The organism is Microbacterium sp. C-MGS6, assembly GCF_058140415.1.
The window spans coordinates 20112-41177 of sequence record NZ_JBYLRT010000002.1; the positions used below are offsets into that span (position 1 = coordinate 20112).

The window sequence follows — 21066 nt, forward strand, 5'->3', positions numbered from 1 at the left end:
CACCGAAGGAGCCGAATAGGTATCGATTGCAAGCACGGACAGTTGCATTCACTGCAACATGCGAGGGTTCATCACGCGGCGAGACATATCGCCATAGAGCTCGTAGTTGCTCGACCGCGCAGCCAGATTCAGGCGGGCCGCCTGCGGACGCAGCTCGAACCAGGGCCGGCCGAGATCGAGCCCCAGCGCTTTCGCCTCCTTGCTCGAGGCGACGATCATGCCGTCGTTGTTCGACAAGACGACTGTCGGGAACGCGGCGAGGTGACACTAAATGTCACCTCGGACAGGCGCTCGTGGCGCGACCGTGGCGTCTTTGTCGTGACATTTTCTAGCACCGCTTGCGGTGATGCGGATGACGACGTTGCCGCGTTTTCGGCCGGTGTCGACGTAGCGGTGCGCTTTCGTGATGTCGGCGAGATCATAAGTGCGGTCGATCACCGCGCGATATCGGCCGGCCTCGGCGAGTTCGACCAGGTACCGCAGGTCATCGGCGCGGTAGGGCCCGACCGCCGCGGTGAACAGCGTGTCGGCTGCACGGCTCCGCACCGGCGAGAAGAACACGGCGGCGAAGTCCGAGATGACGTGGAGCACCGCGCCGCCGGGTTCGACGGTCGCCTTGAGCTGCGCGAACGGTAGGTTGCCGACGCAGTCGACGATGACGTCGTACCTGCGGCCCGATGACCAGAAGTCCTCCATCGTGTAGTCGATCACGTGGTCGGCACCGAGTTCGTTGACGAGCTCACGATTCCGTCCGCTCGTGACCGCGGTCACCTCGGCGCCCAAGTGCGTTGCCAGTTGGATGGCCGCCGTTCCGACCGCGCCGGACGCGCCGTTGACGAGCACCGTGGTGCCCGCCGCGATCTCGACCTGGTTCAAGAAGCCGCGCGCGGTGATGCCGCCGAATACCAGGGTCACTGCTTGATCGAAGCTCATGTTTCTTGGCATCCGCGCGACCGGACCATCGGCGCGCATGACGGTGTACTCGGCGTGCCCGCCGTAGGCGGAGCCGCGCATCCCGACCACCTCGTCGCCCACGCCGAAACTGGTGACACCGGTGCCGACGGCCTCGACGACACCCGCGAGGTCCATGCCGAGAACGGGGCGGCGAGGCCGATGGAAGCCGAGGGTGAGCCCGGCCAGCATCCGGAGTCCGGCAGGTATGTCGCGACTGCGTGCGCGGTGGTCGGCGGCGCTGACCGTGCTGGCGTGCACTCTGATGAGCAATTCGCCCGCGGCCGGGGTGGGTGCCTCGATGGACTCGACGTTGACGACGCCGGAACCCCCGAATCGGCGATACACCGCGGCCCGCATCGTCGTCGGAACGGCTGCGCCGCGCCGGTGCCCACGTCCTCGGCGCAGCCGGATGACGATCTCCGCGATGCCGAGGTTGATGATCCACGCGCCACCCATGCCGACGACGCGCACGAGCTGATCGGTCGTGTCGAACGCGACACCCATCGTTGTCAGCAGCACGGCCTGGGTGCCGGCGGCGAGGGCGAGGGCGTAGGCCCGCGTCATCCATGCGCCATGCCCGGCGAAGTCACGGCGTACGATCGCTCGAATTGCGATCAGGATGCTGGCGGCCATGAACGCGCCGAAGAACAGCCGCACGAAGATCAGCGCGACGCCGTCGTAAGCGGGAAGATCATAGGCGACCGCCATCCACATTCCCGACAGCGCCGAGGCCAGCCCCATTGGAATGAGCGCGAAGCCCGCGAGGCGGTGCCAGCGACGTCTGCCGCGAAGCGCCGGCACGAACTGAAACGCACCGAGTAGGCAGAACACCGTTGAGCCGACGATGTGGATCACGACCGGCGCAGGCGACCCGAAGAACCGCGCGTTGCTTTCGGTGACCGTTCCTCCTCCCGTCAGTTCGGTCAGGCGCAAGACGCCCGCGAGCATCGGAACGAGGCTCAACATGATCAGCCAGACGGGCACGAGCCACTGCCGACGGGAGGTACGTGCGCGCGGGCCGACTGGCGGGGCGGGTGTGGTGATCACCATGGCTGTCGTCTCCTGCAATAGCTCGGGGTGTACGTTGTATACCTATTGAACTCTAGGTGTACGGTGTACGCTTGTCAACACCGAAACCCCGAATTCACCGGCGATGAGGTGGCGAATGGCCCAGGCCGAACCGAAACCCCGTGCGCGTCTCGATCGCGCGCTCGTCCTGCGTACCGCCGTTGCCCTGGCCGATGCGATCGGCATCGACGCCCTGAGCATGCGTCGACTCGCGCACGAGCTCCAGGTCACGCCGATGGCTTTGTACAAGCACGTCAGAGACAAGGAAGAGCTGTTCGACGGCATGGTCGAGCTGATCGTCGGCGAGATCGAGCCGCAGCTCGAGGGGGCTGACTGGAAGACGACCGTGCGGCATCGCGTGATGTCCGCCCGACATGCGCTCCAGCGGCACGTGTGGGCGCGTCAGGTCATCGAGTCCCGCACGATCATGACCCCGCCCGTGCTGAGCTACCTGGAGTCCATCGCCGGCACCTTTCTGGCAGGGGGGTTCTCGCCTGATCTCACCCACCACGTGATGCATGCGATCGGTGGGCGCGTCTGGGGCTTCACGCAAGAGTTGTTCGACCAATCCCGAGCACCTATGCAGGCGAAGACGACCGCGAGGGATGTCTCTTCAGAGCAGCGGGCGGGCACCCTGCAGCAGATGGCTCAGGACTACCCGAACCTCGTGCTTATGGCGTCGAGTGCTGCCCACACGGACTCGATCGTCGGCTACGGCTGTGACGACGAGTTCGAGTTCGCGTTCACGCTTGATCTGATGCTCGATGGATTCGAGCGCCTACACGTGCGGGGCTGGAACTCCGCAGCTGTCGCGGGAGTCCGGAACGCCAGCCGCTAGCCGGAATCAGCCTCGGCGTCGGAGGTATTCCCGACGGGCTCTCGGCGGGGTTGCTGGGGGGTGTGAGCAGTGCGTTTCATTGGTGGTGCAGGCGACCGGGATGATGTCTCTCATCGTCGGTGACGCGGACCTCGAGTCCCGTGCCCCCAAGTGGCCGCCGGTACCGCTGATGACGACTACCCGTGACGCCGCCGCTGAGATCAGTCCGACATGGCGGAGAAGCGCCTCTGCCGTCTCGAGATTAATTGCGATGGCTTCGTCCGGGCGATTCAACGTAAGCCAAGCGACGTCCCCCTTAACGAGAGGTCGACAGGTTGAGTCAGATCCGTCATTTCAGCACCCAACGTCTTTCACTGATGGCGCTCGGCGGATCTCCCCAGAGTTGCTCATCGAAGTTCCCCAGGTCGCGGGGTAACGCTAGCGCAGGTTAGTGCCGGTGGTTGCGCGGCGAAGTTCGTCGGCTGCGGCGTGGTGGTTGCGGAGCCGGTAGGACGCTCCGTCGAGGGTGACGACGACGGAGCGGTGCAGGAGTCGGTCGAGCATCGCGGCGGCGACGGTGGTGTCGCCGAGGATCTCGCCCCAGGCGCCGACGGGTCGGTTGGTGGTGAGAACGATCGAGGTTTTCAGGTAGCGCTGGTTGATGACTTGGAATAGGGCTGAGGCGGCTTCTCCGGGCAGGGGCAGGTAGCCGAGTTCGTCGATGATGAGCAGGGTGGGTCCGGCGAAGAACCGCATCATCGTCGCCCACTTGCCCTCGATCGCGGCGCGGTGGCAGCGGGCGGCGAGGTCGGCGGCGGAAGTGAAGTAGACGCGGTAGCCGGCGGTGACGGCCGCGTGTCCGAGGCCGGTTGCGATGTGGCTCTTTCCAACGCCGGGCGGTCCGATGAGGAGGACGTTGGTGGCGGTTTCGAGGTAGCGGCAGGTGGCGAGCTCGGCAAGCAAGCTGTGGTCGATGCCGCTGGCGGCGTCGAGGTCGAAGTCGTCGAGAGTTTGTCCGGTGGGAAGGTTCGCGAACCGGAACCTGCCCGCGAGACGCCGCGCGTCCGTCGCGGTCACCTCGATCTGCAGCAGCCGCTCCAGCGCCGTCGTGAGGGTCCAGCCCTCGGCGTGGGCCTGATCAAGGACCTTCGGGAGGGCATCGGCGGCGTCGGCGAGTTTCAGATCGGTGAGGTGGTTGCGGAGCTGCTGGTAGGTGCTCGCTGCCGTTTTCGTGGAGGTGGTCATCGGAGGGTGTTCCTGTTCTTCGCGGCCCGCTCGTAAGCGGCCAGATCGATCACGGTCGAGACGGGCTGTTCAGTGCCGGTGAGCGCCTGCGCGGCGCGGAGAGCGGCGGGTCCAGGCGGGATGCGTTCCTTCCGGCGGTGCGGACGTCCCGGCGGTGCCGATGCCATCGCGATCGCGTCCAGGGCGGTGACGTGCCCGGTGTCGCGGATCGTGACGCCGAGACCGGGCTCCGCGACCTGGTGTCGAGCAACGACCGCGCCGGCGGCGGTGACGACATCGATCGTGGGGGCGCCGAGGCGTTGCTGAACGGTCACCTTCGCCGCGGCCAGCTCCGGTGGGACGCTGTAACGGTTGCCGCGCCAATCGATGAGGGCCTGCCGGGTCGCGGTGCGCTCCTCGGTGATCACCACGGGGAACACCGCCAGTGGCAGCGGGCGTAGTCGCTCTGCCGCGAACATCGCCGCCGCTGTCGTCGTCCCGGTCTCGCTCTCCCGCGCCCGACCGTCTTGCCCTTTCGCGAATGCGTTGACGCTGGCTTGGGCCTGTTCCAACGTCACCTCGTCGGCGAGGGTGCGCCACCAGCGTTGCGCGGCGGTGTGGTTGTTCTTCTCGACCACGCCCTTCCGGTTGCCGCTGCGGGGACGGCAAGCGACGACCTGGACGGCGTAGTGTTTCGCGAACGCCGCGAACATGGGAGTGAGATCGTCGCTGCCGGCGCGGAGGACGGTGCGCATCCGGTCGAACCGCCAGACCTTGCTCACCCCGCCAAGCAGGGCGACCAGTGTGGTCATCGCCGCCAGCAGATGCGGTAGATCCATCGATGGAGACAACACCGCCCGCCAGACCCCGGAGTGGGCGAGGGATCCGACCAACAGGAACGCTCTCTTCGTCGGGAACGCCCATCCCGCCGGCGGGTCAGGCAACTCGAGCCAGTCGAACTGCGTCTCTTCTCCGGGAGGGTGCTCGATGATCGCGTTCGGTCGCTTCGTGACGTGCGCGCATTCCAGACACGGCGGCCGAAGGCCGCGGTCACGGATCTGTCTGCTCAACGTCGGATAGGACCCCGCGAACCCGAGCGGACGCAACTCGTCCAACAACGTCGCGACCCAGAGGTGCGGGTCGTCGACGAAACGCTCACGAACGTAGTGGACGAACGGTGCGAACGCGTCCGGGTCGCTCTTGCGGCGAACCCCGGGGACACGGTCACCGTTCAGGTATGAACGGATGGTCTTGCGGTCATGGCCGGTGCGACGAGCGATCTCACTGATCGTCATCCCCTGCCGTTTCAGAGCGTGGATGTCCACGCTGCTCCTCTCTGAAAGCATGAGGAACAGGGCCTCCCTCGGAAGCTGGTGTGTGGTCAGAGACCACCAGCATCGAGGGAGGCCCGCCTCATGAGACGGAGCGACCCAGGGTGGGGAATTTCAGTGAGCAGAAGTGGGGAGTTTCAGTGAGCGCCGTCATCACCGCGAAACGAGTACATCCGTCGTGGCCCAGCCGACGTAGACGAGGAGTCATAGTTCTACCGGACGAACTGGCACTTGTCTGTCGTCGTATGCGCGAGACGGTCAATCATTCTGAGTCTCCATAAACCGAAATGGTAAGTCAGTGGTCGCCGGGGGTGGCTTCGGTGTCGTTGAGAGCTCGCGCGATGGACGACGTCGGGTGGTCCTGAGCATCCTCAGCAGCCGCTTCGGCGGCGCCAGGAGGGGGGCCTTGATTGGATGGGACTTCTGCGTCAGGAGCTTCGCTCGTCGGCTGCGCCTGTGAGTTCGCGTGACCATGTTCTATGGATTGTTCGTCGCCAGACATTCAGCAAGTTTACACCGTAAGCTTGTCTGGTGCTTCGCTGGGCAGCATTCCTTCGCCGTCCGCGTCGGGTTCGTCGAAGATCGAGCGTACGCAGGGACCCGGTCCGACTGCGTCGGCTGAACAGATCAAGTGAAAGGAACGCCTGAAGAGTGGGAAACGATCCTGATGAGCGAGATGACGATAGCGAACCCGTGGCAGCTGGTGACGAGGGCTTGAGGCAGCTCATCGAGGAGGTCACCGAAGAGCATGCGGGGGAAGGCGCTGCGGCGATGGCGGATCAGTTGCGCGACCGTCTACCGGAGACCCAAGCCGCGGCAGAATCCCCCGCGGATCTCGAGGAGTAACGTTCGCCCTCTGGGTTCCCGCGCGACCTCACGGGTTGCACCTTGGGAGTAACCACCCGAGTGTGTGGTCGCTGTTGGCTATCGTCTCCCGCGGTGAGTGCCTCACCCTCGAACCCGAAGCGGCCGACGCGACGGAGCAATTCGTCCTTGCTTCAGCGACGCTCAGACCGGTGTCGTCGCTACGTCGGTGTGGTCGCCGCCGCGTCGGCGGGTGATCCGGTGGCGGGTGGTGTCGATGAGTCGCATGGTGGGGGTGGCGGCGAGGCCGTGGATGATGATGGAGCCGACGATGACGAGTCCGACGATGGACCAGAGCTGGTCGCCGTCGGGGAAGTAGCCGTTCTGGGTGGCGTAGGCGATGTAGAACAGCGAGCCGACGCCGCGGACGCCGAAGAACGCGATGACGCTGCGTTCGCGGGGTCCGGTCTTTCCGGGGGTGAGCCCGATCCATCCGGCGAGGGGCCGGATGATGAGCAGGATCAGCAGGGCGACGAGGACTTCGATCCAGCCGATGTCGGCGAATAGACCGCGGGCGATGGCGCCACCGAGGAGGACGACGACGGCGATGGTGAGGAGTCGTTCGATCTGTTCGACGAACTTGTGGAGGACTTGGTGGTAGCCGTGTCCTCGTTCTGATGCCCGGATGGTGACGGCGCAGACGAATACGGCGATGAACCCGTATCCTTCCGCGGTTTCGGCGATGCCGTAGGCGAGGAATATCGCGGCGATGGCGACGAATCCTTCGGCTTGGTCGACGACTTTGCGTCCGGCGAGGTGCGCGGAGAAGAAGAGTTTGCCGAAGAGCCAACCGGTGCCGATGACTGTACGCCAGAGCACGTCGATGAGGAACCAGTCGGTGAACCACGCCGATGGGGCGAGGCCGACCATGCTGATGGCGATGGCGGCTTAGGTGAAGGGGAAGGCGAGGCCGTCGTTGAGTCCCGCTTCGGAGGTGAGTGCGAACCGCACCTCGTCGTCGGCGTTTTCGTCGTCGACGGGTTCGCTGACTTGCACCTCGGTGGCGAGCACGGGGTCGGTGGGGGCGAGAGCTGCGGCGAGGAGGAGTGCGCTGGCGGCTCCGAGTCCGAGCCCCACCCATCCGAGGACGGCCACGGCGGCGATGGACAGCGGCATGGTGATGGCCAGCAGCCGCCATGTGGTGGACCAGGTTCGCCAGCGCAGTGGCCGGTTGATGGCAAGACCGGCGCCCATGAGGGAGACCAGGACGCAGATCTCGGTCAGGTGCAGCGTGATGTCGGGGTGATCGCTCGGGTGTGGGTCGGGGAGGTCGGGGATGAGGGCGAACACGATGATGCCTGCGGCGAGGAACACCATCGGGATCGAGATGGGAAGTTTGCCGAGCAGTCGCGGGAGGAGGGCTGCGGCGAGGGTCATCACGCCGATGGCGGCGAACAGGAGGGTGTCGTCGGTGAATTCCAACGCCGCTGTGGGCGACAAGGGAGGCGGCTCGTCTTAGGCGATGCGGGAGATCTGGATGGTCACGGTCGCATCGTGGCCGTCGGGGATGCGGGCGAGGAGGGCGTCCGCCACGTGGGCTGCGGCTTGCGGTGCGGGGGTGTGGCGGTCGGTGCCGATTCGGGCAGTGAGGGTGTGCGCGGTTCCGTCGCTTCGCACGTCGACCCGGTTGATGCGGGATGGGGCGCCGGTTATCAGCGCGGCGACCAACTGGGGCGCCTGGGTGAGGGTGGGTGCCGGCGGGTAGATGTCGATGACGCTGTCGATGTCGAGCACGGCCGCGGTGAGGATCTCCGGGTCGAGGGCATCAGGGGGCAGGGGGGTGTCGATGTCGCTGCTCATGGCATCTCCTGGGTGGTGGTGTTGTAGCCGTGCAGATCTTCGACCGTGACGTTGACGGACATGACGTTGAGGTGGGTGTGGGTGGTGAGTGCTTCACGTACCGCGTCGCGCAGTTCCCTGGCGGCTTCGGGGATCGGGTATTTCCAGGCGATGCTGGCGGTCACGGTGATATCGATGGGTGCGCCGGGGGTTTCGACGTCTCCGTCGAACTGGCATTTTCCTATGATGGTTCCGGGCACGTCGTCTCCGATGCTGCGGATCAGGGCGCGCAGGGCGCCTTCGGTGACGGTGAGGGTCACGCGGGGGTCGGGGTGGTGTAGCGGCACGGACCTGCCGGCGCGGACTTCGTCGTGGATGGTTGCCATGAGTTGTTCCATCCAGTTCGCCGGTGGCGCGGGAAGGTTCGCCGCGTCTTGGGCGAGCAGGTCTCGGCTGAGCTGCGAGACGCCGCTCAGTGCCTGAAGGGCGTTGAGGCATTCCGGGCAGGTCTCGATGGATGGGTTGTAGGGGATGCGGTCAGCGGAGAGGTAGTCGCTGAGCTCTTCGATGGTCTTTCCGCAGTCCAGCGTGCGGGGTGTCGTGTCAGTCACCGCCATTCCTCCATCTGCGCGTAGATCGACGCGCGTGCTCGGGATAGTTTCCCGCGGATGGTTGTGCGGGGGATGTTGAGTTGTTTGGCGATGTCGTCGTAGCTGAGTTCAGCGATCTCCCGCAGCAGCCAGGCTTGTCGGAGGTCCGGGGGGAGGGTGTCCAGTGCGGTGGCCAGGGCTTGGAGTTGGGCGTTTCGGATCGCGACGTTCTCCGGTTGCGTCTCGGATGGGTGGGCGGCTTCCAGGAGGGGGAGCGGGTCTTCGGGTGGGCGGCGGCGGAGGTGTTTGAACGCCTGCCTGCTGGCGATCTGCATCAGCCAGGCTTTCACCGCTTTCGGGTCACGCAGTTCGGGCAGGCGCCGCCACGCGGTGTACAGAGACTCTTGCACGACGTCGTCGGCTTCGCTGAGGGACCCCACGATGCGGCTGACGTACGCGCGCATGAGCGGCGAGTGCCTGCGGATCAGGGCTTCGAATGCGGCCGCGTCGCCCTGGGATGCACGTTCGACGAGGATCTCATCCGGTGCAGCTGCCAGGCCCTGTCTCCGTGGTGAGGTCATGGGTCTGAAAACTTTCTCAAACTATTTTGTGACGAATCGGCCGGAACGGGACTCTTACTTGTAGAGCGAACATATCGCTCTGAGCGCGATGCCTGTGAGGTGGTTGCGTTCTCCCGTTCCAACCGTTAGAAGGACTGCAATGGCTACCGAAGACCAGACCCCCACCACCCCCGGTGCTCCCACGCCCGCTCTCGGCGGCTCGCGTGTGGACCGCACCACCCCGGCCCGGCCCACCGCGGACGACACCGCGGCCGGCAAGACGACCATCGCCGACGGCGTGGTCGCCAAGGTTGCTGGCATCGCTGCCCGTGAGGTTCCCGGCGTGTACGCGCTCGGTGGCGGTGGCGCCCGTGCGCTGGGTGCGATCCGCAGTGTGGTGAACGCGGATGACAAGTCTCAGGGCGTCAAGGTCGAGGTCGGCGAGACCCAGGCTGCCGCCGACATTACCATCGTCGTGGAGTATCCGATGCCGGTCCAGGACGTCGCTTCCAACGTCCGCGCTGCGGTCAGCGGTGCGATCAGCCAGCTGGTCGGTCTCGAGGTCGTCGAGGTCAACGTCGAGGTCAACGACGTGCACCTGCCGTCGGATGACAAGGACGAGGAAGAGTCGCGCGTCTCATGAGCCCGACCGTCACCGGCGCCCTGATGGGCGTCATCCTCGCCGTCTCGATCCTGCTGTTCGGGTTCTGGGGATTCCTCCTCGTGGCCCTGTTCATGGGAATCGGCGCGCTCGTCGGTCGGATCATGTCGGGCCAGCTCGACGTGCGCGGTCTCGCGAACGCGTTCTCCGGCCGGCGCACCTCGTGATGAGTGCGGCTGGAGCCGGCCAGGCCGGCGGCGACCTCACGCGGGTCGCCGCCGGGGCGTCGCACGACGCCTCGCCTTACCCTGGCCGCATCACCATCAAGGAGCGCGTGCTCGTGAAGGTCGCTGAGGAAGCGACTGCCACCACCCTTCGGGTGGATCGCGGTGACGTATCGGTGGGGGTGTCGGAAGCGCGGGGCGGAATCGCCCTGACGATCCGCACACCCCTCCCGATCCCACACCTGGACGACACAGCCGCCATTCGTGCCGGCGCCCCGGTCCTGGAGCGTGTGCAGACCGCGCAGGAGCAACTCCGGGACCGCATCGCGCACGTCACCGGACGTGAGGTCACCCGGGTGAACATCACCATCACGGGTGCCGTCATCGCCGAGCAGAAGAAGAGAGTGAAATGAGCTCCCCTGCGTTCCGTCGCGTCTTGCGGCGCGAGACACACTCGCCCCGCACCGTCGCGATGATCATCGCGGTCGTGCTGCTGTTGGTCGTGTTGATCTACATCGGTACCGAGATCGTGCTGTTCCTGCTCGCACAGCCCGCGCTGCTGCTGGGGCCCGCGGCCGCGGCGACGTGGCTCATCGGGTTGCCGACCGCGCAGCCCGGATGGCTCGTGGGCGTCTTCGGGGTCGTGCTCGCCGTGCTCGGCGTCATCTTCGTCTTCCTCGCCCTAGCCCCCGGGCGGCTGTCCAAACACCAGATGCAGCACGAGAGCCGTGCTGTGCTCGTGGACAACGGCGTGATCGCCGCATCTGTCGCCCAGCATCTGAGTGAGGAGACCGGTATCGCCCGCGAGGACATCACCGTCGGTGTCTCGCACCGCACCGTCGATGTCACCGTGCGCCCCGCCGTGGGCGTGCCCCTCGACAAAGGCCCGATCCAGCAGCTCGCGGCCACCGAGGTGGACAGCTACCAGCTCACACCCAAGGTGAAGACCCGCGTGCGTGTGGAGCGCCCGAAACAAAACGAGGACGAGCAATGAACCGCACCAACCGTGCCTTGAACAGGATCGTTCTGTTCATCGTCGGCATCCTGTTCCTGGCCATCGGCACCGTTCTGGTCGCCATCATCGTGTGGCCCGCCGGCGCAGAATACTGGACTGGGGCCACGAAGGCCGGGCAGGGATGGCTGGACAACGCCATCGCCACCACCACAGTCGGGGCCACCACCATCAGCTGGATCGCTGTCGCAGCACTCGCACTCATCCTGTTCCTCGTCATCCTCCTCATCGTCGCGCTCACCCGAGTCGGTGGAGGACGCTCCCACACGGTTCTGCGCTCCACAGGAGCGCAGAATTCACTTGGACGCGTCACCGTGCAGGAATCGTTCGTGTCCGACGCTCTCAAGCACTCCCTGGACCAGCGCGACGAGATCCTGTTCTCCTCGGTCACCGCCAACGACATCCGCAAGACCCCGGTCATGCACGTCAGCGTGACACCGCGGCAGAACACGTCCCCAGCCCAGGTGGTCGCGGACGTGGACCGGCTCGTGTCTAATCTGGCGACGTTGACCGGAAAGAACGTCCAGACCTACATCTCGGTGCACTCCGGCCTGCGCGCCAAGCTCGCGCATGACCAGCGCCGCCTGTCCTGACCGCCCGTAAAGGATCGACATGACCTACCTCCGCATCCTGTTCGTCGCCGCCATCGCGTTCGGCGCCTACACGCTCGGCGCTCGCGCCGGCCGTGGCCGGTACCGCTCCATCAAAAAGAACGCGAAGAAGGCGTGGAACACCCGCGGCGTGCGCTCCGCGCGCAAGACCACCAGAGCCGGCAGCCGCAAGCTGACCCGAGCCCTCGCCAAGTAAGTCAGGAAAACCCCATGGCCTCAGACACCGACAACACCATCGACCACGCCGCCGACACGGCCCGCGACGCCATCAACAAGACCGCGGACGCCGCGAAAGACAAAGCAGATGATCTCGGCCCCGCCCTGACCGACACCGTCGACAAGGCCCGCATCCTCATCAACGACGGGCTGGACAAGCTGCGCACCGCCTACCACGACAACCCGGCACGGGTGCTCACCATCGGCGCGGTTTCCCTCGCCGGCCTGATCGCCATCCTCACCACCCTCGCCCGCCGCAACTGACCTACCCGCGACCACTCACAGAAAAGACACCCCATGGGATTCCTCGGATTTCTCCTCCTCGGCCTTATCGCCGGCGCCATCGCCAAACTCATCCTCCCCGGCAAACAGGGCGGCGGATGGTTCATCACCCTCCTCCTCGGCGTCGTTGGCGCCCTCCTGGGCGGATGGCTGGGAAGCGTGCTGTTCAACGCCCCGCTCGAGGAGTTCTTCTCCCTACAGACCTGGCTCCTCGCCATCGGCGGATCGCTCATCGTCCTCCTCATCTACGGCTTCTTCGTCGGCCGCAAAGCCAAGTCCTGACCGCACCCACCCCACTCACAGCTCACAATCCTCACCGATAGGAACCAAACCATGACCGGTCGCAACACTCTTGTTCGATCCCTGCACGACATGGGTCTGGCCGCATGGTTCGGGGGCACCCTGATGGGCGCCGTCGGCCTCAACGGCGGAACCGCGAAAGCTGCCGATCCCGCGGAGCGTCTGCGACTGTCCTCCATCGGGTGGGCTAAGTGGGCGCCCGTCCAACTGGCCGCGATCATCGCGCACGGCATCGGCGGGGCCGGCCTCATCCTCGGGAACAAGTCACGGTTGGCCGCTCAGCCGGGATCCCGCACGAACACGAACGTGAAGTTCGCTCTCACCGCTGCCGCGGCTGCCGCCACCCTGTATGCCGGGATACTCGGCACCAAGATCGCCAAGCATGCAGACGAAGGCGGCGAGGGCGTCACCGAAGCTGACGAGGTAGCGTCACCGGAGTTGACCTCCGCGCAGCGTCAACAGCGTGTCGTTCAGTGGATCCTTCCCGCCCTCACCGGTGTCCTCATCGCGCTCGGCGCACAACAGGGCGAACAGCAACGTCCTGTCGCCGGGCTCCTGCACCGCCTCACCCACCGGAGCTGAGCATGTCGAGCCAAGAGCACGACCCGAAACCCGCTGACGATGCCGGCAAGGAACAGGACTCCAACACGCCTCGCGAGCCTCTCCCCGAGACCACGGACGACGAAGGTCGCCCGCTCGAAAACCCCTCGGGCTGAGCCGGCGTGCACGCAAACCCGCTCATCACCACAACAACTGACAGGAGACCGCATGAACGATTCGCGCACAGACCGCTCCACGCAGGGCGATGACGAGGACTACACCTCGGTAGAAGACGACTCCGCAGCATCAGCGGGATCCGAATCCCCTGAAGAGGGCCAGGCGGCGATGGATGCCGCCGAAGACGCCGTCATCAACTCCGACGACGACTGACCACCACACACGCCCCGCACACGCGGTGCACCACCAACGAGGGAAGGGAACCCGACATGGGAATCGACGACAAGATCAAGAACGCCGCACAGGACCTCACCGGCAAGGCCAAGGAAAAGCTGGGCAACGCCACCGACAACGACAAGCTCGCTGCCGAAGGCGCCGCCGACCAGGCAGAGGCGAAGGTCAAGAAGGCTGCTGAGAACGTCAAGGACGAACTCAAGTAACTAGCCGGGTGGGGAGGAACGTGGCCCCCCGCGGGTCCTCCCCACCTTCCCCTCGAGAATATCAACGTCCAGAAAGATCCCACGATGACCGAGAACGACAAGCCGCTGCCAGAGGACACCTCCCCGGAAGGTCCCGACGTGGAGACCCCCACAAACGACTCCGACGGCACCACCAAACCGGGCGGTCTCGGCGGCGACGGAACCATCCCCAACCACCCCGGCGGCATCGCCGCCGGCCACACCGGCACCGCGTCCACCTTCGAACCCGAAGAAGACGAACACGCCGAATAGGCACTCGGAACACGCAAGCCGGTCGCACGCCAACCCGAGGCGCGGCCGGCTTGCGCCGTTCCCACGAAAGGACCCACCCATGACCCGTCGACTCGCCATCGTGTGGAACCCGTCCAAAACGGACAAAGACACCCTCAGCGAAGGGCTCACCGCGTCCCTTCAGGACGACACCACTCCCGAGGTGTCCTGGTGGGAGACCACCGAAAGCGATCCCGGCGGAGACGCTAGCCGCCGCGCGGTGGCTTCCGAACCGGACCTCATCGTCGTCGCCGGTGGCGACGGCACCGTCCGTGCTGTCGCCGAGCACCTCGCCGACATCCAGTCGCCCATCGAACTGGGCATCGTCCCGCTGGGCACCGGGAACCTCCTCGCCCGAAACCTCGACGTCCCCTTGAACGACATTCCCGCCGCCTTCACTCGAGCACTCACCGGCACCCCGCGTGACGTGGACATGGGCTGGGTGGACGTGGACCTGACCGACGGCAAAGAGCGTCACGGGTTCGTGGTGATGGTGGGATTCGGGATCGACGCGCACATGATCGCCGAGACCGACGATGACCTCAAAGACAAAGCCGGCTGGCTCGCTTACGTCGAGTCCCTCGGTCGTGCTTTCGCCGCCAGCGATGTCGTCCCCTTCCACATCACCGTCGATGACCAGCCCGCCCGCGACGAAGAAGGGCATACTCTCCTCATCGCCAACTGCGGCACGCTCCAAGGCGGGTTCACCCTGCTTCCCGACGCGGACCCGTCCGACGGTGAACTGGACTACCTGCTGCTCAGCGCAGAAGGCGTCGCGCAATGGGCGGGAACACTGAAGACGATGCTGTGGGACAACGGACTCAAACGCCTCATCAGCAGTACTGATGAGACCACCAGCACCGATACCGTCACCCATGCCCGTGCCCGAAAACTTGAAGTGACCCTCCCCGGCCCGCGCCCCTTTGAAATCGACGGCGAGCAGATCGGCGACACCGACTCATTCACCGTCACGGTCCAGCCCGCGGCCCTCCACATCCGATAGCCACGCGTGGCCGTCGATCACCGCCGCAGAACGCGCCCAGTCGCGACACGGATACGCTGACGAGAAACGGAGGAAGAGAGAAGAGTTTGGGTCTGTTCATCTACGGCACCATGCCCAGCATCCCCTTAGAAGACCGGATCCTCGCGCACCTGCGGATCGTTGCGATGAACAAGCTGCGGCGTAGTGAACCATTCATGCTGGACCTTGATACCGGTGAGGTAGCTGCGCGCCGCGCACTGTGGATCCACCCCGCTGTGCCGCTACAGTTTCACTTCCATGGCAGCCGCGAACCACGCATCAATCGCGATTGGATAGAGGAGCTCATGCGGGCCGCGAACAGCGCTAACGGACTCAGCCTCCTCCCCGAACCGGGTAGCGCGCTCCGCGGTCGACACCGTACAGAGCGGAAACAATCCCACCGGGATCGCTTACCGCCCCCGCGCTCCGATGCACCTCTCCTGGAGTCCGAGGTCAAAATATTCGATGACTCAGAATGGTCGACGTGACCCCGATTCTCACGCCACCAGACGATGACGCTGTCGCGCGGGGTTATGGCGCCGCCGGCGAGCTTGCCCAAGACCGCCGCATCGGCGACGATGATCTGACGCACTGGCCTACCCGCTTCGGAGCGGGACTCGCGGCATCCGCTTGCTGGCTCGCCGAGAAGCTCGGTCCGTACGCGGCGCTGCTCATCAGCCTCGCGGTCGGGCTCGCGATCGCCTTCGGGTTAAGCGTCGTCGCCGTCGAGGTCTACGACGCGGTCACTGACGAAGACGGCGTCGCGGGGCTCGACCGCCCGCTCCTGGATCTGTCTCTGCAGTTCAGGAATCCGACGACGGATGCCGTCATCACCGCGATCACCGATGCGGCGGGAACGATCGGGATGCCGATCATCGCCATCAGCGCGATGCTCATCCTCGGCATCCGTCGACGTTCGTGGACGCCCGTCATCCTCATCACGGTCGCTGCCGCAGGCTCGCTGCTGATGACGGTCGCCGGCAAAGAGCTCATCGGGCGCGAGCGTCCTCCGCTGGTCGACGCCGTGCCGCCGTACGAGTACTCGCCGTCGTTCCCGAGCGGTCATACCCTTAACGCCGTCGTCGTGGTCGGGATCATCGTCTACCTCATCCTGCTGCGGCAGCACTCCCGCCGAACCCGCGTGCTCACGATCACGGGAGGCGTGGTGTTCGCCGTCGTGGTGGGGCTCAGCCGCGTATACCTCGGTCACCACTGGTTCACCGACGTGCTCGCCGGCTGGCTGCTCGGTGCCGCGTGGCTCGCCATCGTCATTACCGCGCACCGCATCTATCTCACCGCCCGCGCTCACCGTCCGGCGGGGCCGGCGTCGTCGGACCAGCTGTCCGCCTTGGGATGACACGCTCGCTAGAACCCTGAGCTCGCGGTGGATGTCCGCGCTGTCCGCGGCAAAGGGCGCACGTCAGTGCGCGGCGTTGCGTCCTGTCTCGTCTGAGGGGTGCGCGAGCGGAGTGATGTCAAGGTGATCGAGCAAGTCTTGGGGTGAGTCGAATACGGCAATCGAGCCCGCGTCGATGAGCTCCGCGCGTGAGGAGCCACCGGTGAGCAGGGCGATAGTGGGCACGCCGAGTTTCACGGCTGCGATGACATCCCAGGTGGCGTCTCCGACCATGATGGCGGAGGACCGGGAGACTTTCTGCAGCGCTGTTTCGACGAGTTCGGGTGCGGGTTTGCTGTCGGAGACGTCATCGGAAGTGGTCCACGCGTCAGCGAGTTCCCGTGCGCCGATCAGTTCCAGGCTGTGCTCGACGTGGGCTGCTTTTCCGGAGCTTGCCAGCACGATCTGGAATCCTCGTCGCTTCACCTCGGCGAGCAGCTCGTGCGCGCCCGGAAGGGGTTGGATCTCGTCTATCAGCAATTGAAACTCTTCATCCCATGAGCCTCGTACCTCATCTCCGTGGGCCTTTTCGGCGTCGGGGCCGGCGAGCTCGGTGATGAGCTTGTCGCCACCCATACCGATGGTTCGGTGGATGCGCCAGATCGGCACCGTGATGTTGCTTCGGCGTAGCGCCCGGTACCAGGCGAGGGTGTGCTGGTAGTTGCTGTCGACGAGTGTTCCGTCGACGTCGAAGATGACGGTGTCTGGCATGGCGTTCGTCCTTCGGTTATGTGACAGCGGGGTTCGGCTGGTGCCCGCCGGTGGTGGCGTGCTCGTCGATGTCAACCTCCTCCCGCCGAAGGGCGTCGTCAATACGGTGCTCGCTGGGGACGGAGGTCACCCGGATCGTGACGGTTTCCACGGGGACGATGGCCGTGGTGATGGCGAGTTGCTCTTCGTGGAGGACCATCGTGATGGGCGGGGCCGGGTCGGTGTCCATGCGGGAGCGGAACTCATCCGGATCGATGACAGGGGTGCGGGTGATGCGGATCTCTTCGCGTCGGACATCGGCGGTGAAAGTTCGCCGCTCCGTGATGATGTACTTCTCGATGCGCACCGTCTCGAGGGCAATTGTTTCTGTGGCGACGTGCAGGATCTCTTCGTGCCGCACCACCGCGGCGGCAGTGCTGTCGTCGTCGGAAGAGATCATCGCCGGGGATTCTGCGGGCCGGGCCTATTCGCCTTCCGGGATCGGAAGAACTTCACGGCCAGGGGGAAGATGATGGGGAGAAAGCGGATCAGCGTGCGAATCATGGGGTTCCTCTCAAGCGTGACGGGTGCGCTGGCCCCGCTCAAGGCGAGGCCAGCGCACCCGGGTGGGTGCAGGTGGATCAGCGGCGAGGCGGCAGCGGCGGGCGCTGCGGCTGGTTGCGGGTGGCGTTCTGCACCTGCTCCTTCGCCTGCTTGGCCTGCTCAGTGACGCTGGGCGCGTTCTTGGCTTCCTGCTGGATCTTCGGCGCTTCTTCCTCGGCCTTGGTGAGCATCGCTTCCCAGCGCTGCTGCATCGGCTTGATCAGTCCGCCACCGGCACCGACGATGATGACGCCGGCGATGATCGCGAGCACGGCGATGAGGATCGGCGTGGTGACGGTCGTGGCGACCTCGATCTGGTTCAGCGCGGCGGTGACGCCGAGGAACAGGATGAAGATCGCGACGATGTTGCCGAGGATCTTGCCGTAGGAAAGTCCGCCCAGGGTGTTCTGGATGAGTCCCTTCGCGCCGGCGGCGATGGCTGCGGCGATGACGACGATGATGATCGCGACGATGATCTTCGGCAGGAAGCCGATGATGCCTTCGAGCAGGTCACTGACCGGGTTGGGGCCGAAGACGCCGAACGCGAACTGCAGGACGAACAGTACGAGGGTGTAGTAGACGATCTTCCCGACGATGTCGGAGGCGTCGAGCTTCGACTGCGCGAGCGCCTTCTTGATGCCGCCGCGTTCGACGAGTCGGTCGAAGCCCACCTTTTCGAGGAGCTTTTCCAGGCCCTTGGAGATGAGCTTCGCGACGATGAGGCCGACGATGAGGATGAGCAGGAACAGCAGGGCGAGCGGGACGAAGGCGATGACGACCGCGAGGGCGTCTTGCAGTGCTTGGAGGAAATTCATGATGGTGACTCTCTTTCAGATGGTTTGGTGACGCACACCGAGTGGGCTCGAGGGGTGTCAGGTGATTTCGGTTGAGGCGGCGGGCTCAGATGGGTGGGGTCGTGCCGGTCAGGAGCCCGCTCTGAAACTGACCGGCACGACTGTGGGCGTCTACCTCGAAGGATCCGAGTCGACGTCAGGGTCGACGAGTTCGATCTCTTCGTGAGACACATCTGCGGTCACCTGCTGCTGCTCGGTCACCGTCTCGGTGCCCAGGCGCACTCGCTCGACGGGAACGGTTTCCTTGCTGGTGACGACTCGCTCACCGGTGAGGACCACTTCGTGCTCCTCCGAGGTGAGCTCCCCGCCGCTCATCGCGTCGCCGAGGTTGGCGTCGGTGATGGGTTCGCGGGTGACGGTGATCTCTTCATGGCTGACCGGGACGGTCTTGGTGACCTGTTCGGTGACGATGTGCTTGCGCAGACGGGCACGGCCGGTCTCGACCTTCTCCGTGCCGACGTGCAACTGCTCCTCGGAGCGGGTCATCGCATCGTCGGTGTTCGGCCCGGAAGTGTCGTAGCCTTCGGCCGCGTCGCCGCGGTCGGTCCGTCCCGAGCTGTCGGCTTCGAGGTCAGCGTCCTGGTCGTACAGCGGTGCGGCCGGTTCAGGTGTGCCGTTGCCGTAGTAGTGGTAGAGCGCCGCTTCTTCTTCGCGAGTGATGGACCCGTCGCTGGAGATCCGGGGCGCGTCCTTGACCATGTCCTTCGGGTAGGAGACCCGCACCCGGTCGCCGTCGAACGACGCGTCCTGGAGGGGAGCGAACGTTTCGGACGTGCCGAACAGCCCGGTCTTGATGGTGACCCAGGTGGCTTCCTGCGTCTTGTCGTCCAGGTATACCTGTCCGACCGATCCGATCTTGTCGTCGTCGCTGCCGAACACGTCAGCGCCGATGAGGTCGTTGATTCTGTTGGTGTCAATCATGGTGATGGTTCTCTTTCCTCCCAGGACGGGCGCCCGGGACGTGAGGGGTAGGGTGGATCAGCGGCCGAGGCCGGCCTTGTCGACGCGACGGTGGTACCGCATTCCCGCGGCCCCGCCCAGGATCGCTCCGGCAAGGGCGATGACCGCTGCGACGATGACGGTGATGATGCTCCCGGCGGTGAGTTCGCCTTCGTTGATGGGAATCCGGGGGAAGCTGTTCAATGTGCCGAGGATGTTGAACTGCGCTCCCGCCACGGCCGTCAGAACCGCAAGCACCACGGCGATGATGAGCGCCCACAACCACACCGCGACGCCCTGCTTCACGCCGTCGAATCGCGCCATCCGGCCGGCCACATACCCGCCGCAGAAATAGGCGACGAGCAGGATGACAGCCAGCACGACGGCGCCGACGACTCCGACGGTGCCCGCGTTCTCTGACACGGCTTCTGCCGCCTCGTTGGGTTGACCTCGCTGCCCAGTCCGACCGCGGTGCCGGTGGCCGCGAGGACCGCGGTGAGGATGACGGCCGTTCCGGTGGCAGTCAGCCACCCGAAGAACGCGGACCCGAACTTCATCCCGCCGTAGCGCGCCTTCTCCCGCTCCAGAACCTCATCACGGGTGGTATCGCCACCAGTCACCGAATAGGCGGCCGTGTCGGAACCGTCCTGTCTGACCGGAACGTCCCGGCGATTGACGGAACTGTCGTCGCGGTTTGCTGACATGTCACTGCCTTTCCTCGAATAGTGAGCGCGGTGGCACTTGCCGAAAAGCTCGATCGCACGTTCGGCCACTGCAAGTGATGTTTACATCGTAAGCGTGGGCCCATTCGGGCATTTCCGAGAGAAGATTGACATCGGAGGCACTTGTGAGTAGACGCTCGAACGACCCTGCGGCGCCCAAGCTCAGCCGTGAGCTGATCATCGGAAGCGCGTTGGAGATGATCGACAGCGTCGGAGCGCAGGGCCTGTCGATGAGATCCCTCGGACAGCGACTCAACGTCGAGGCCATGTCGCTTTATCGCCACGTCCACGGACGCGAAGATCTCCTCGAAGGTGTCGTCGCACTACTGATGACCGACCTCACCGCGACCATCAAGAAGGAGTCCGGCGAGCACTGGCAACCGTTTCTGCAAGCTGTTGCACACGGAGTGCGCCGCATCGCTACCGACCACCCATTGGCGTTCCCTCTGGTCGCCACACGACACCCCGCCGCCCCCTGGCTGAGGCCTCCCTTGCGAAGTGTCGAAGTTGTGAACACCTTCCTCAGCGCCCTCATCGAGCAAGGCTTCACCGATGCTCAAGCCGTCGACGCCTACCGATCATTCAGCAGCTTCCTGCTCGGCCAGCTGCTCCTCGAGTCCGCCATCCGCGGCGCACAGACAGGACCGATGGAAGAACCACTCGACGAAGGCGACGCCGACCTCCCCGGCCGCGACGGCAACGTCACGCTCGATGACGCCCCCGAAGTAGAGCGACTTCGGGATCTGCTCAGCGAAGACCGAAGCCGTGAAGAGTTCGAGGTATCTCTCGAGACGCTGCTGGACCGGCTCGACCGTCAGCTCTCCCAATAGGTGGATGGTCGCTCCCCCGTCCGGGCGCGCACCAATCGGTTCATTGCATTCGATGCAGCCTTATCTCCCTAGCGACGTCGAGGCTGCACCTCCAATCGTGGCGGACCGCACA

At 65.3% G+C, this 21066-nt stretch carries 28 protein-coding genes and 2 pseudogenes; 17 read left to right on the top strand and 13 right to left on the bottom strand.

The features are described from left to right. Positions 1-69: 69 nt before the first annotated feature. Positions 70-249, bottom strand: a pseudogene (locus AC3B5L_RS17330) (Y-family DNA polymerase); the annotation flags it as partial. 18 nt (positions 250-267) lie between these two features. After that, the gene (locus tag AC3B5L_RS17335) at positions 268-2004 is read right to left on the bottom strand and encodes a DUF2306 domain-containing protein (protein WP_490096448.1); all 1737 of its coding nucleotides are present in this window, start codon (positions 2002-2004) and stop codon (positions 268-270) included. Positions 2005-2119: 115 nt separating this feature from the next. Between AC3B5L_RS17335 and AC3B5L_RS17340 the strand changes: the two genes are divergently transcribed. Next, positions 2120-2860, top strand: coding sequence for a TetR/AcrR family transcriptional regulator C-terminal domain-containing protein (locus tag AC3B5L_RS17340; protein ID WP_490096449.1), 741 nt, complete (start codon positions 2120-2122; stop codon positions 2858-2860). Positions 2861-3277: 417 nt separating this feature from the next. Here the strand turns inward: AC3B5L_RS17340 and istB are convergent, their stop codons facing one another. The 6 genes and pseudogenes from istB to AC3B5L_RS17370 all read right to left on the bottom strand — a co-directional run bounded on the left by istB (position 3278) and on the right by AC3B5L_RS17370 (position 9208). Further along, a complete protein-coding gene (istB, locus tag AC3B5L_RS17345) occupies positions 3278-4084 on the bottom strand; it encodes an IS21-like element helper ATPase IstB (RefSeq protein ID WP_490096450.1) in 807 nt (268 codons plus the stop codon). Further along, positions 4081-5409, bottom strand: a complete 1329-nt coding sequence (gene istA / locus AC3B5L_RS17350; protein ID WP_490096451.1) for an IS21 family transposase — start codon at positions 5407-5409, stop codon at positions 4081-4083. Before istA ends, istB begins: the two co-directional genes overlap by 4 nt. Positions 5410-6402: 993 nt before the next feature. Continuing rightward, a pseudogene (locus tag AC3B5L_RS17355) lies at positions 6403-7635 on the bottom strand (cation:proton antiporter). Between the two features lie 78 nt (positions 7636-7713). Further along, the gene (locus tag AC3B5L_RS17360; protein ID WP_490096452.1) at positions 7714-8058 is read right to left on the bottom strand and encodes a hypothetical protein; all 345 of its coding nucleotides are present in this window, start codon (positions 8056-8058) and stop codon (positions 7714-7716) included. Further along, positions 8055-8654: an Asp23/Gls24 family envelope stress response protein gene (locus AC3B5L_RS17365; protein WP_490096453.1), complete on the bottom strand. Its 600-nt coding sequence runs from the start codon at positions 8652-8654 to the stop codon at positions 8055-8057. Before AC3B5L_RS17365 ends, AC3B5L_RS17360 begins: the two co-directional genes overlap by 4 nt. Then, positions 8645-9208 carry an RNA polymerase sigma factor gene (locus AC3B5L_RS17370; RefSeq protein ID WP_490096454.1) on the bottom strand — a complete coding sequence of 188 codons (564 nt, stop codon included), beginning with the start codon at positions 9206-9208 and terminating at the stop codon, positions 8645-8647. The genes AC3B5L_RS17365 and AC3B5L_RS17370 overlap by 10 nt, the downstream gene beginning before the upstream one ends. A gap of 139 nt (positions 9209-9347) precedes the next feature. Here AC3B5L_RS17370 and AC3B5L_RS17375 point away from each other — a divergent pair, with 139 nt between their 5' ends. From AC3B5L_RS17375 to AC3B5L_RS17445, 15 genes are all read left to right on the top strand, one after another. Then, positions 9348-9830, top strand: a complete 483-nt coding sequence (locus AC3B5L_RS17375; protein ID WP_490096455.1) for an Asp23/Gls24 family envelope stress response protein — start codon at positions 9348-9350, stop codon at positions 9828-9830. Next, a complete protein-coding gene (locus tag AC3B5L_RS17380; protein WP_490096456.1) occupies positions 9827-10015 on the top strand; it encodes a DUF2273 domain-containing protein in 189 nt (62 codons plus the stop codon). The genes AC3B5L_RS17375 and AC3B5L_RS17380 overlap by 4 nt, the downstream gene beginning before the upstream one ends. A 107-nt stretch (positions 10016-10122) precedes the next feature. Then, the gene (locus AC3B5L_RS17385; RefSeq protein ID WP_490096457.1) at positions 10123-10425 is read left to right on the top strand and encodes a hypothetical protein; all 303 of its coding nucleotides are present in this window, start codon (positions 10123-10125) and stop codon (positions 10423-10425) included. Then, entirely contained in the window at positions 10422-11006 is a 585-nt protein-coding gene (locus AC3B5L_RS17390; RefSeq protein WP_490096458.1) for a DUF6286 domain-containing protein, read from the top strand. The genes AC3B5L_RS17385 and AC3B5L_RS17390 overlap by 4 nt, the downstream gene beginning before the upstream one ends. After that, the gene (locus tag AC3B5L_RS17395; RefSeq protein ID WP_490096459.1) at positions 11003-11617 is read left to right on the top strand and encodes a hypothetical protein; all 615 of its coding nucleotides are present in this window, start codon (positions 11003-11005) and stop codon (positions 11615-11617) included. The genes AC3B5L_RS17390 and AC3B5L_RS17395 overlap by 4 nt, the downstream gene beginning before the upstream one ends. A 19-nt stretch (positions 11618-11636) precedes the next feature. After that, positions 11637-11831: a hypothetical protein gene (locus tag AC3B5L_RS17400; RefSeq protein WP_484992178.1), complete on the top strand. Its 195-nt coding sequence runs from the start codon at positions 11637-11639 to the stop codon at positions 11829-11831. 14 nt (positions 11832-11845) lie between these two features. Then, positions 11846-12115 (top strand): hypothetical protein, encoded by a 270-nt coding sequence (locus tag AC3B5L_RS17405; protein WP_484992180.1) that lies wholly within the window; start codon positions 11846-11848, stop codon positions 12113-12115. 33 nt (positions 12116-12148) lie between these two features. Further along, a complete protein-coding gene (locus AC3B5L_RS17410) occupies positions 12149-12415 on the top strand; it encodes a GlsB/YeaQ/YmgE family stress response membrane protein (RefSeq protein WP_061015498.1) in 267 nt (88 codons plus the stop codon). 51 nt (positions 12416-12466) lie between these two features. After that, the gene (locus AC3B5L_RS17415) at positions 12467-13015 is read left to right on the top strand and encodes a hypothetical protein (RefSeq protein ID WP_490096460.1); all 549 of its coding nucleotides are present in this window, start codon (positions 12467-12469) and stop codon (positions 13013-13015) included. 186 nt (positions 13016-13201) lie between these two features. Beyond that, positions 13202-13363, top strand: coding sequence for a hypothetical protein (locus AC3B5L_RS17420; RefSeq protein WP_490096461.1), 162 nt, complete (start codon positions 13202-13204; stop codon positions 13361-13363). A gap of 56 nt (positions 13364-13419) precedes the next feature. Continuing rightward, positions 13420-13590: a CsbD family protein gene (locus AC3B5L_RS17425; RefSeq protein ID WP_490096462.1), complete on the top strand. Its 171-nt coding sequence runs from the start codon at positions 13420-13422 to the stop codon at positions 13588-13590. Positions 13591-13674: 84 nt separating this feature from the next. After that, complete coding sequence (locus AC3B5L_RS17430; RefSeq protein ID WP_490096463.1) at positions 13675-13881, top strand: hypothetical protein; 207 nt, start codon at positions 13675-13677, stop codon at positions 13879-13881. Positions 13882-13960: 79 nt separating this feature from the next. Continuing rightward, positions 13961-14902, top strand: a complete 942-nt coding sequence (locus tag AC3B5L_RS17435; protein WP_490096464.1) for a diacylglycerol/lipid kinase family protein — start codon at positions 13961-13963, stop codon at positions 14900-14902. An 86-nt stretch (positions 14903-14988) separates the two neighbouring features. Beyond that, positions 14989-15408, top strand: a complete 420-nt coding sequence (locus AC3B5L_RS17440; protein WP_490096465.1) for a DUF7882 family protein — start codon at positions 14989-14991, stop codon at positions 15406-15408. Then, positions 15405-16277 (top strand): phosphatase PAP2 family protein, encoded by an 873-nt coding sequence (locus AC3B5L_RS17445; RefSeq protein WP_490096466.1) that lies wholly within the window; start codon positions 15405-15407, stop codon positions 16275-16277. Before AC3B5L_RS17440 ends, AC3B5L_RS17445 begins: the two co-directional genes overlap by 4 nt. 63 nt (positions 16278-16340) lie before the next feature. On the opposite strand, the gene AC3B5L_RS17450 is transcribed toward AC3B5L_RS17445, so the two are convergent. From AC3B5L_RS17450 to AC3B5L_RS17470, 5 genes are all read right to left on the bottom strand, one after another. After that, complete coding sequence (locus AC3B5L_RS17450) at positions 16341-17027, bottom strand: HAD family hydrolase (protein ID WP_113680278.1); 687 nt, start codon at positions 17025-17027, stop codon at positions 16341-16343. A gap of 16 nt (positions 17028-17043) precedes the next feature. Further along, positions 17044-17466 (bottom strand): YsnF/AvaK domain-containing protein, encoded by a 423-nt coding sequence (locus AC3B5L_RS17455; protein WP_113680279.1) that lies wholly within the window; start codon positions 17464-17466, stop codon positions 17044-17046. A gap of 181 nt (positions 17467-17647) precedes the next feature. Then, positions 17648-18424, bottom strand: a complete 777-nt coding sequence (locus tag AC3B5L_RS17460; protein ID WP_113680280.1) for a mechanosensitive ion channel family protein — start codon at positions 18422-18424, stop codon at positions 17648-17650. 150 nt (positions 18425-18574) lie between these two features. Then, positions 18575-19384 carry a DUF2382 domain-containing protein gene (locus AC3B5L_RS17465; protein WP_490096467.1) on the bottom strand — a complete coding sequence of 270 codons (810 nt, stop codon included), beginning with the start codon at positions 19382-19384 and terminating at the stop codon, positions 18575-18577. A 57-nt stretch (positions 19385-19441) separates the two neighbouring features. Further along, on the bottom strand, positions 19442-19825 hold the full coding sequence (locus AC3B5L_RS17470; RefSeq protein ID WP_490096468.1) for a hypothetical protein: 384 nt from the start codon (positions 19823-19825) through the stop codon (positions 19442-19444). Positions 19826-20249: 424 nt separating this feature from the next. On the opposite strand from AC3B5L_RS17470, the gene AC3B5L_RS17475 reads away from it, so the two are divergent. Further along, positions 20250-20954: a TetR/AcrR family transcriptional regulator C-terminal domain-containing protein gene (locus AC3B5L_RS17475; protein WP_490096469.1), complete on the top strand. Its 705-nt coding sequence runs from the start codon at positions 20250-20252 to the stop codon at positions 20952-20954. The last annotated feature ends 112 nt before the right edge of the window (positions 20955-21066 follow it).

Coding starts and splice junctions, on each gene's coding strand:
- AC3B5L_RS17335 (WP_490096448.1), bottom strand. CDS start 2,004: ATGGTGATCACCACACCCGCCCCGCCAGTCGGCCCGCGCGCACGTACC.
- AC3B5L_RS17340 (WP_490096449.1), top strand. CDS start 2,120: ATGGCCCAGGCCGAACCGAAACCCCGTGCGCGTCTCGATCGCGCGCTC.
- istB (WP_490096450.1), bottom strand. CDS start 4,084: ATGACCACCTCCACGAAAACGGCAGCGAGCACCTACCAGCAGCTCCGC.
- istA (WP_490096451.1), bottom strand. CDS start 5,409: ATGCTTTCAGAGAGGAGCAGCGTGGACATCCACGCTCTGAAACGGCAG.
- AC3B5L_RS17360 (WP_490096452.1), bottom strand. CDS start 8,058: ATGAGCAGCGACATCGACACCCCCCTGCCCCCTGATGCCCTCGACCCG.
- AC3B5L_RS17365 (WP_490096453.1), bottom strand. CDS start 8,654: ATGGCGGTGACTGACACGACACCCCGCACGCTGGACTGCGGAAAGACC.
- AC3B5L_RS17370 (WP_490096454.1), bottom strand. CDS start 9,208: ATGACCTCACCACGGAGACAGGGCCTGGCAGCTGCACCGGATGAGATC.
- AC3B5L_RS17375 (WP_490096455.1), top strand. CDS start 9,348: ATGGCTACCGAAGACCAGACCCCCACCACCCCCGGTGCTCCCACGCCC.
- AC3B5L_RS17380 (WP_490096456.1), top strand. CDS start 9,827: ATGAGCCCGACCGTCACCGGCGCCCTGATGGGCGTCATCCTCGCCGTC.
- AC3B5L_RS17390 (WP_490096458.1), top strand. CDS start 10,422: ATGAGCTCCCCTGCGTTCCGTCGCGTCTTGCGGCGCGAGACACACTCG.
- AC3B5L_RS17395 (WP_490096459.1), top strand. CDS start 11,003: ATGAACCGCACCAACCGTGCCTTGAACAGGATCGTTCTGTTCATCGTC.
- AC3B5L_RS17400 (WP_484992178.1), top strand. CDS start 11,637: ATGACCTACCTCCGCATCCTGTTCGTCGCCGCCATCGCGTTCGGCGCC.
- AC3B5L_RS17405 (WP_484992180.1), top strand. CDS start 11,846: ATGGCCTCAGACACCGACAACACCATCGACCACGCCGCCGACACGGCC.
- AC3B5L_RS17410 (WP_061015498.1), top strand. CDS start 12,149: ATGGGATTCCTCGGATTTCTCCTCCTCGGCCTTATCGCCGGCGCCATC.
- AC3B5L_RS17415 (WP_490096460.1), top strand. CDS start 12,467: ATGACCGGTCGCAACACTCTTGTTCGATCCCTGCACGACATGGGTCTG.
- AC3B5L_RS17420 (WP_490096461.1), top strand. CDS start 13,202: ATGAACGATTCGCGCACAGACCGCTCCACGCAGGGCGATGACGAGGAC.
- AC3B5L_RS17425 (WP_490096462.1), top strand. CDS start 13,420: ATGGGAATCGACGACAAGATCAAGAACGCCGCACAGGACCTCACCGGC.
- AC3B5L_RS17430 (WP_490096463.1), top strand. CDS start 13,675: ATGACCGAGAACGACAAGCCGCTGCCAGAGGACACCTCCCCGGAAGGT.
- AC3B5L_RS17435 (WP_490096464.1), top strand. CDS start 13,961: ATGACCCGTCGACTCGCCATCGTGTGGAACCCGTCCAAAACGGACAAA.
- AC3B5L_RS17450 (WP_113680278.1), bottom strand. CDS start 17,027: ATGCCAGACACCGTCATCTTCGACGTCGACGGAACACTCGTCGACAGC.
- AC3B5L_RS17455 (WP_113680279.1), bottom strand. CDS start 17,466: ATGATCTCTTCCGACGACGACAGCACTGCCGCCGCGGTGGTGCGGCAC.
- AC3B5L_RS17460 (WP_113680280.1), bottom strand. CDS start 18,424: ATGAATTTCCTCCAAGCACTGCAAGACGCCCTCGCGGTCGTCATCGCC.
- AC3B5L_RS17465 (WP_490096467.1), bottom strand. CDS start 19,384: ATGATTGACACCAACAGAATCAACGACCTCATCGGCGCTGACGTGTTC.